Source organism: Novosphingobium sp. ZW T3_23 (genome assembly GCF_044987305.1).
Lineage (GTDB): Bacteria > Pseudomonadota > Alphaproteobacteria > Sphingomonadales > Sphingomonadaceae > Novosphingobium.
In genome coordinates this window covers 65,862-74,096 of record NZ_JBJDRF010000024.1, presented here as the reverse complement: position 1 = coordinate 74,096, position 8,235 = coordinate 65,862, and the positions used below count along the sequence as shown (strand labels likewise).

The window sequence follows — 8,235 nt, the reverse complement described above, 5'->3', positions numbered from 1 at the left end:
CTTCCTCTGCGGCCACCGGCCCGGCTGGGGCGCCGTAGCCGGTGGCTTTTCCAGCCTTTCTCGAAGGGCCGGTCTACCAGCTGCCAATCACCAACCGATGGTGACCGAACCGCGCAGCGCCAGATTGACGTGGCCATGGCGATCCTCGGCGGAGAGTTCGCCGCCCATGGTCAGGCCCAGAGTGCCGCCGATGGCGCGCAGGCGCGCGAACCAGCCGCTGGTCGCTTCGTCGCCGTCGAGCGTGAAGTTCTGGCCGCCCGCGAAATGCGCGGTGGTGGCGCCGAGGCCGCCGCTGACGATCTCGCGCCAGCCGCCTTCGGTTTCGACACGGAACCAGTTCTCGTCACGGCGCTGCATGCCCATGAAGTCGATGCCCAGCGTGACGCCGCCGTTCACGCCCAGCTCGTCGCTGGTGCGCGAGGCCACCGTGAGGTCGAGCGCCTTGCCGCCGCCGGTCTCGCCATAGCCGTCTTCCTTCAGGCGCACGTAGTCCACGGTGACGGCCGGGCGGTAGAAGAAGTGGCTGCCGCCGCCCTCCCACGAAGCGCCGCCCGAGGCCGTCACGAAAGTGCCGTCCCACTTGCCCTTGATCGTGCGGCTGACGTTCTCCGTGCCGATCGCGCCGAGGAACTGGCGCTCGCTGTCGAAGTTGGAGCGGCCGATCGAGGCGCGGCCGAAGCCCTGCACCGCGCCGAACTGGCCGCGCCAGTGGCCGGCGAGTTCGAAGGAGTTCGACTTGATCTCGCTGACGCCGCCGCTGGTATGGCGGTTCCACAAGTACGAGAAGGTGCCGCCGAACCGGCCGATGCCGGTAAGGTATTCGGCGCCGAGCGACATGGCGTAGCCCTGGAGGTTGTACGCCGCGCTGGCGCCGCTCTTCTTTTCGCTGCCCCAGAACGACAGGTTCAGGGTGGTGCTGAACCGGCCTTCGCCCCAGACCGGGTTCATCGGCTCCATCAGCTGACGCGCGACGGTGCGCGTGCCCAGGCTGAGGCCTTCGAACGAGCCGCCCGCATGATCGGGCAGCATCTGGCCCACGGCCTGGCGGAAGCGGTCGCCATCGGCGATGCCCAGGAACACGTCCTCGATCTTCTCGTCCTGGCCGAGTGCCGCGAAGATGGCGTTATAGGCGGTCGCCTGCGAGCGGTTGAGCCCCAGTTCGGCCACCGTGCGGCGGGCAACGTCCACCACGACGGTGTTGGCGGCTGCCTGATCGTTGAGAGTGGCCTTGAACATGAAGGGCACCAGCTCGGTCGCGGCCTTGAGCTTGTCTCGTCCCTGGATCGAGCCGGCGGTCAGCACCTGATAGCTGCCTTCCGCCGTCGAGACGTCGGCCAGCTTGATCGCAAGCTTGGCGCCGTCCGCGAAGGAGGCGGTGCCGGCTACGGTATAGGCCGAGCCCTGGCCGGGGGCCTTGTTCAGCGTCACGGCCAGCACGCCGTCCTTGGCGACGTCGAGCGAGGCGATCGAGGCGGGCCGGTTCACGTCGAGCATGCCGCCCGTGACCTTGACCGCCAGATTGCCCGCATTCGCCAGCGCGCCCGAGAACACCGAAGTGCCGGTGAGGGTGAGGGTATCGGCGCCGCCTCCGAAATCGGCCGTGCCGACGAAGCGCGAGGTGCCGGCCAGCGTCATCGCGTCCGAACCGGCGCCGAAGGTGACGTTGCCGGTCTGGATCGCGTCACCGGAGAGGGCGAGCATGTTGTTGCCGCCGCCGAACAGGACGTTGCCGGTGAGGGTGCCGTCCGCGATGTCCACCAGGTCGTTGCCGCCTGCCAGCAGGATGTCGCCCACGATCGAAGGGGCGGTGAAGCCCGCGCCGACCTGGGTCTGCTTCACGGTCACGCTGCCGGCCGCATTCGAGAGGTCGATGGCGATGTTCTTGCCCGAGCCGGCCTTGGCGCCGGTGGCGGAGATCGTGCCGCTGTTCTCGATGAGATTGAGAGTGCCGCTGGCGTCGCTGATCGCCGTGGCCGCGCCGTTCTCGTTGACGGCGGCGGCCTTGATCGTGCCCGAATTGCGCAAGGTGGGCAGGCTGGCGCCCGCGTCGATGCGCACGGCGATGGCCTGCGCGCCGGTGGCGCTGATGGTGCCAGCGTTCTGGACCAGCGGCGTGCTGGCGCCTGCGCCAAGGCGCAGGGCGGTGGCAGCGGCGTCCTTCGACGTTGCCGCGATGCCGCCGGCGATGCCGATGCCGTTCGCGATCGTCACCTTGCCGCCGAGGCCGCCGATGGCCACGCCGTTGCCGTCGACACCGGCGTAGAGTCCGTGGCCTTCCACGGTGCCGTCGATCTGGAGGCCGTACTTGTTGGCGGTGCTCGCCACCGGGCCGATGGCGATGTCCCGGGAGGCCGAGCCGATCACGATGGCCGGGGCCTTGCCGTAAGTCGCGACCTTGGCGGCGCCTTCGGTAGCGTCGGGAATGCCGTCACCGTCTTCGTCGGCATTGTTGGGATCGCTGTCCTTGGGGGCGACGGCCAGGACGATGCCGCCCGTGACGTTGCCTTCCACGACGATGGCCGAGCCGCCCTGAAGCAGGTCGTCCGCGTCGAGCTTGGAGGGATCGGCGGGCGGGGGGGGGTAGCGGTAGCCGGTCGAGACGATCTGGCCCTGCACCACCATGGCGCCGTTGACGTCGCCGCCGAACTGGGCGCCGATCGCATTCTTGCCCTGCGCCTGGACGCTGCCGGCAAGGCGGACATTGCCGTCGATCTGGCCGGTCTTCACGCCGATCGCGTTGTCGCCCAGAACGCTGGTCTTGCCGTCATGGGTGAAATTGCCGGTGAGCTTGCCGCCCAACGAGATCCCCGCGGAATCGTTGCCTTCCACGGTGATCGTGCCGCTGTGGGTGATCTTGCCGGTGTGGTCGCCCTCGGTGCGGATGCCGATCCTGTTCGAACCGAGCGCGAAGGGGCCATCCAGATCGCCGTCCTTGTCGTCGTCGGTCGGGGTATAGGGTTCGTCGAGCGTGATCGTGCCGCTATTGACGATGTCACCGGTGGTACCCGCATTGGCGACGATGCCGCGCGCGCCATTGGCATTGGCGATCGTGATGGTGCCGGCATTGGCGACGTTGTGGTTGCTGTCCATCGTCACCGCCGTGCCGCCGGTCAGGACGACCGAGCCGTCCTTGGTCACGTTGATCGCGTCGGCCGCGCCGTTCTTGATCGTGGAGGTGAGGAGCGGCGTGGTCTTCTTGGTGGTCACGTCCTCAGCATGAGCGGCGGTCGCCATGGCGAGAAGCGCGGTGGAGGCAAGCAGGTAGCGAGGCATCTTCGTCCCTTCAGGTCGATATCGAGACCTGAGACGGAGGCATTCGCCGGTAGCCTTGGAAAAAAATGTCGTTTGCGGGGCGGCGGTTCACGAAGTGGCCGCGCGTTCCTTCAGAATCGCGCGTCGAGCCCCAGTCGCAGGGTGCGGGGGCGCAGCGGGGTCACTTGCTCTCGGCCGGTGCTGAACGGGGTGCCGAGCGAGAAGCGGTTGCCGCGCACGTCGGCAAGATTGGTAACGCTCAAGGTGATGCCGTGCCGCGCCGTGCCCAGGCGCAAGTCGAAGCCGCTGTCGAAGTAGTCGCCTTGCGGCGCGCCGAGTTCCGGGCCGATTCCGAGGCGCGAGCGGCCGATGTAGTTGGCCCAGGCGTTGGCGCCCACGCTCCAGTCGCCGCGCACCTCGTGCGTCCAGGACAGCGCCGAATGACCCGCGAACCGGGCGATGTTCGGCACCTGCATGCCGCGAGCGGAGACATAGCGGAGCGCATCCGCCCGCGACAGCGTGGCGGCAGCAAGCCCGACCGGCGCCAGCACATATTGCACCAATGCCGCCGACGGCTCGTCCACCCGGCTCTCGTTCCAGGTCGCGCCGAGTTCCATGCGCAGGCCGGGTGCGAGCAGCAGGCCTGCCGAAACGCTGGCGGACCAGACCTGGCCGTCCCCGATATTGGCGGTGCTGGGGAGCCCGGAGCCGTCGATGAAATCGGCCTGGATATCCTGCCAGCGGGTGTAGGACAGGCTCATCGCCAGGTCGAACGGCGTGGCCCCGGCGCGGCCGTGGCGGGCGCCGATCTCGAACGTGCCGGTGCGATCGCTCTGGAAGCGGCGAACCGCATTGCTCTCGATCGCGAAGCCGCCGGGGCGGAAACCCTGCTGGTAGCGCAAGTAGAACGAATCCTGCGGCGAGAACCGCGCGTTGAGCGCAAGCGAGGGCAGGAACCGGCTCATCGTCCGCCGTGCCGTGACCCCGGTCGTGGAAAGGAGGCTGGCCATGGCCATGCCGATGTCCTCGCCGTCTCCGCCCAGCCGCGAGCGGGTGAAACGGCCGCCGCCGGTGGCCGTGAGCGGCCCCATGAGGTGCAGGCTGGCCTCGCCGTAGACCGTGAACTCGTCGATGGTATTGCGCACGCCCGTCGTCGCCTTGCGCATGTCGAAGGCGGGGCTGCTGAAGTCGCGGTTCAGCCTGGTGCGGTTATGCGTGTAGCTGGCACCGAGCAGCCAGCCGAAACCGTGGCGCTCGCTTTGCCATAGCCGCGTTTCGTGCACGATCATCCGGGTGTCGTTGGTCTGCGAGAACAGGCGCGGGTCGCTGCCCGGCTGGCTGGCATCGTAGTGCTCGCGCAGATCCTGCGCCACCAGGCCCGTCGTGGAGCGCAGGTTCACCTCGCCGATGCGGCCGGAAACGACGAACTGGCCGAGGGTGTAGTCCGCCTTCGATCCCTCCGGAACGCGCGCCGAACTTTCGAGAGGCTCGCCGTTGCGGTCGGCATACTGGCTGTCGTCCGCCTCGGTGCTCTGGGCGATGGCGAGCACGTCGATCGTCCAGTCCGGCGCGACTTCGGCACGCAGGGCGATCTTGCCGCCGAGCATGTTGGACCGGTTCACGTTCCTGCGCCCGAGCAGGGGCTTGTCGATGTAGCCGCCGAAGGTGGCGCTGTCGAAAGTGGCGCGCAGGGCCACGCTTTCGCCCGCGATCGGAAGGTTGGCGGTGGCGCTGGCATCGGCGCCGGGGGCGCCATGGCGGGTGATCGAGCCGCCGAGGATCACCGTGCCTCCCGTCTCGCCCATGACCGGGGCATTGGGCACCAGGCGGATGATCCCGCCCAGCGATCCGGCGCCGTAGAGCGTGCCTTGCGGGCCTTCCAGAACCTCCACGCGGGCAAGGTCGGAAAGGCGCAGGTCCGGATCCGGGGCATTGTAGGTCAGCCGCATGTCGCCCAGGTACTGGCCCACGGTGGCCTGGGTCGGGCCGGTGAAGCTGGAATCGGCGATGCCGCGAATGAACAGCTTGTTGCGTCCGCTGCCGAGATGGGTGGAAGACACCGTCGCAAGCTGGCGCGTGATCTTCTCGGTGCCGCCCACGCCGCCCGATTCCAGCGCCTTGCCATCGAGGATCGCAAGCTGGCCGGGGACGTCCTCCACCCGAAGGTCGCGCTTGGTGGCCTGAACGAAGATCGGTTCGCCGTGCGTTTCGATAGGCAAGCGCGGGGCAGGGGGGCGCTGCGCCTCGCGAACGGGACGCCCGGCCGCCGCCGAAGGGCGTGCGGCTTCAATACGCCAGGCCGACCGTCCGACCGGGACCGCACGCGCGCCGGCAGCCCGCGCAAGGCGATCGAGCGCCTCGGCCACGGGCATGCGTCCACGCATGGCAGGGATGGTGCGCCGGGCGACGGCGGGATCGGCGATGACGATGCTGGTGCCGGTCTGCCGCGCCAGATCGACGACGGCCTGGCCGGCGGCCCCGGCGCGCGTGACCACTTCCGCCTCGCGGGCGAGGACGGGAAGAGGCATGGCCGCAACGGCCGCCAGAAGCCAGGCCGCGCCTTTCACGTTCAGGGCACGCCGACGAGCCAGCGCTTGCCGTCCGCGCGAACCTCGACGCCGAGCAGCGGTCCCAGCGCGGCCGGATCGTCGCGCAGCGGCGCGACCAGCAGCGAGCCGGAAACCTTCCGGTCCGCGCTGCCCGCCGCGACGGCATAAGTCACCCCGGTGGCGCGGGTGAGATCGGCAACGACGGCATCGAGCGGGGTATCCTGGAACGTCACCCGTCCGGCGCGCCATTCGCCCACCTGGACGGCCGCTATCCTGCCGAGGGTATAGTCCCCCGTCCTGCCACGGCGTTCGAGCATTTCGCCGGGGGAAATGCGCACGTCCTGCGCTTCGGGATTGAACCGCACCGCCCCTTCCGCCACCGCGACGCGGAGATTTTCGCCGTCATGGCGCACGTCGAACACGGTTCCAACGTCCAGCAGCGTGTCCTCGCCCACCGTCACGCGGAACGGGCGGGCCTCGTCGTGCCGGACGGTGAACAGCGCCTGGCCGTTTTCCAGCCTGGCGAAACGCGCGTCCTTGCGGTCGAATTCCATGGCGGTGCCGCCTGCCAGATCGACGCGGGTCTGCGCGTCCAGCGACACGGTGCGAACCTGGCCCGGCGCGGTCTCGATCCGGTAAAGATCGCGGCTTCCCGCCTGCCACGCCCAGAGTCCTCCCGCCAGCACCAGCGAGGCGGCTATGGCGCTGCCCAGCCAGGCGCGGCGCGGGCGGTGATGGGCCGCAGCCATGGCGGTGGCTCCGGCATCGTCATTGGCGGGAGCGGCCGATACGATCGCTTCGGCACCGTCCGCCACGGCTGCGGCCACGCTGTCATAAGCCCGGGCATGGGCGGGATCTTCGTCGAGCCAGCGCGTGAAGCCTTCCCAATCCTCGAACGTCGGGTCGCCGACGGCCAGTGCCCAATCGAGGGCTTCGGCTCGAATCCTGTTGTCATCACTCATCGCGCGCTCCTTCTGCGGCGAAGACGGAGACGATCGGGCCGCGCCTTGCCGCGACCAGCCTCTGCGCTGTCAGCCCTCATCATTGCGTTCTTTCCATTGGACGAGCGCCCGATAGGCCACGCGTAAGTCGCTTTCCACCGTGCTGAGGCTGATCCCGAGTTCGGCGGCTATCTGTTTCTGCGCCATCCCGTCGATCCGGTGGCGGCGGAAGATCGTGGATACGCGCGGGCCGAGGCTGTCCAGTAATGTGAGCACGCGCCCGGCCTCCTGCGCGGCCGAGAGGCGGCGTTCGGCGGAAGGCTCTGGGGAGGCGCCCGCCGCGTCGGCATGGGCTTCGTTCCAATCCCGCTCGCGCGTACCGGCCTGTCTCGAGGCGCGATAGCGGTCGATCATCAACAGGTCGGCGGTGCGAAAAAGGTAGGACAGGGGCGACGCGACGGGGCCCGGCGCACTGCGCGATATCTTCAGCCAGACTTCCTGCACCAGATCTTCCGCGGCATCGCCGGCGCCGCGGGCGCGCAGGAAATGCAGCAGCTTGTCCCGATTTTCGAGAAAAGTCGCTTCAAGGCCCGATCGGGAAGGGAAAGGCGGCGCGTCAGGAGGCATGGTGGCTTTTGCGCGGCGACAGATAGACTGTCCGCGTTCCCGGGGGAAGCCTCTGACGCGGGGGAGAAAAGCCCTGATCCGATCCGTCAGCGCGCGGAGGCGCGGGAATGGATGGCCCGGTCCGTGACAAGCGCCAGGGCCGCCATGGCACCACCCGTGAGGCCGGCCGTTCCCATGGCGAGGATCACGGGCTGGGCCATGTCCGCAAGGCGGTTGGCGCGGTTGTGAAAGGGTTCGAGCAGGCGGGGCATGGCGGTGACTTTCGGAAGGTTAGCGGGGCGTGCCCCTTTCTTCGTCGCTTTCAGGCTTTCCGGGAATTGGGATAAGTTGGTCTTATTTGTTCTATTTTCTTGAAAGGTGATGCCGGGGGCGGCCCCGGCATCCCGAAAGTTCGGCTCAGGCGACGTTGAGCGTCACCGAGATGTTGCCGCGCACGGCGTGGCTGTAGGGGCAAATCGTGTCGGCCTCGGCAATCAGCGCCTCGGCGGCTTCGCGATCTACACCGGGCAGCGTGACCACGAGGTCTACCGAAAGGCCGAAACCCTTGTCGCTGCGCGGTCCGATGCCGACCGTGGCATTCACGGTGGTGTCCGCCGGAACGCCGGGAAGCGCTTTGTCCTGGCTGGCGGCGAACTTCATCGCGCCCAGGAAACAGGCCGCATAACCCGACGCGAAGAGCTGCTCGGGATTGTTGCCCTGGTCGTTGCCGCCCAGTTCCTTGGGCGTACCCAGCGTGACTTCGAAAGCGCCGTCATCGGTGCGGGCCTTGCCGTCCCGACCGCCGGTTGCAGTGGCGCTGGTCTTGTAGATTGGCTTGATCGACATCTTGCATCTCCATTTAGGTCGTGAGTGATTTGATCGTGTGC

At 68.3% G+C, this 8,235-nt stretch carries 6 protein-coding genes; all 6 read right to left on the bottom strand.

Annotation, left to right across the window (positions count from 1 at the left end):
• Positions 1 to 87: 87 nt before the first annotated feature.
• Entirely contained in the window at positions 88 to 3,273 is a 3,186-nt protein-coding gene (locus ACI3K3_RS13745) for an autotransporter domain-containing protein (RefSeq protein WP_404914564.1), read from the bottom strand.
• A 110-nt stretch (positions 3,274 to 3,383) separates the two neighbouring features.
• Positions 3,384 to 5,780 carry a TonB-dependent receptor gene (locus tag ACI3K3_RS13740; protein ID WP_404914562.1) on the bottom strand — a complete coding sequence of 799 codons (2,397 nt, stop codon included), beginning with the start codon at positions 5,778 to 5,780 and terminating at the stop codon, positions 3,384 to 3,386.
• A gap of 41 nt (positions 5,781 to 5,821) precedes the next feature.
• Positions 5,822 to 6,763 (bottom strand): FecR family protein, encoded by a 942-nt coding sequence (locus ACI3K3_RS13735; protein ID WP_404914560.1) that lies wholly within the window; start codon positions 6,761 to 6,763, stop codon positions 5,822 to 5,824.
• 69 nt (positions 6,764 to 6,832) lie between these two features.
• Positions 6,833 to 7,369 carry an RNA polymerase sigma factor gene (locus ACI3K3_RS13730; RefSeq protein ID WP_404914558.1) on the bottom strand — a complete coding sequence of 179 codons (537 nt, stop codon included), beginning with the start codon at positions 7,367 to 7,369 and terminating at the stop codon, positions 6,833 to 6,835.
• A gap of 86 nt (positions 7,370 to 7,455) precedes the next feature.
• The gene (locus ACI3K3_RS13725) at positions 7,456 to 7,620 is read right to left on the bottom strand and encodes a hypothetical protein (protein WP_404914556.1); all 165 of its coding nucleotides are present in this window, start codon (positions 7,618 to 7,620) and stop codon (positions 7,456 to 7,458) included.
• A 145-nt stretch (positions 7,621 to 7,765) separates the two neighbouring features.
• The gene (locus tag ACI3K3_RS13720; protein WP_404914554.1) at positions 7,766 to 8,194 is read right to left on the bottom strand and encodes an organic hydroperoxide resistance protein; all 429 of its coding nucleotides are present in this window, start codon (positions 8,192 to 8,194) and stop codon (positions 7,766 to 7,768) included.
• Positions 8,195 to 8,235: the final 41 nt, after the last annotated feature.

Excerpts from the sequence above, each read along its gene's own strand:
- ACI3K3_RS13725 (WP_404914556.1), bottom strand. The coding sequence starts at position 7,620 with ATGCCCCGCCTGCTCGAACCCTTTCACAACCGCGCCAACCGCCTTGCG.
- ACI3K3_RS13730 (WP_404914558.1), bottom strand. The coding sequence starts at position 7,369 with ATGCCTCCTGACGCGCCGCCTTTCCCTTCCCGATCGGGCCTTGAAGCG.
- ACI3K3_RS13745 (WP_404914564.1), bottom strand. The coding sequence starts at position 3,273 with ATGCCTCGCTACCTGCTTGCCTCCACCGCGCTTCTCGCCATGGCGACC.
- ACI3K3_RS13740 (WP_404914562.1), bottom strand. The coding sequence starts at position 5,780 with ATGCCTCTTCCCGTCCTCGCCCGCGAGGCGGAAGTGGTCACGCGCGCC.
- ACI3K3_RS13735 (WP_404914560.1), bottom strand. The coding sequence starts at position 6,763 with ATGAGTGATGACAACAGGATTCGAGCCGAAGCCCTCGATTGGGCACTG.
- ACI3K3_RS13720 (WP_404914554.1), bottom strand. The coding sequence starts at position 8,194 with ATGTCGATCAAGCCAATCTACAAGACCAGCGCCACTGCAACCGGCGGT.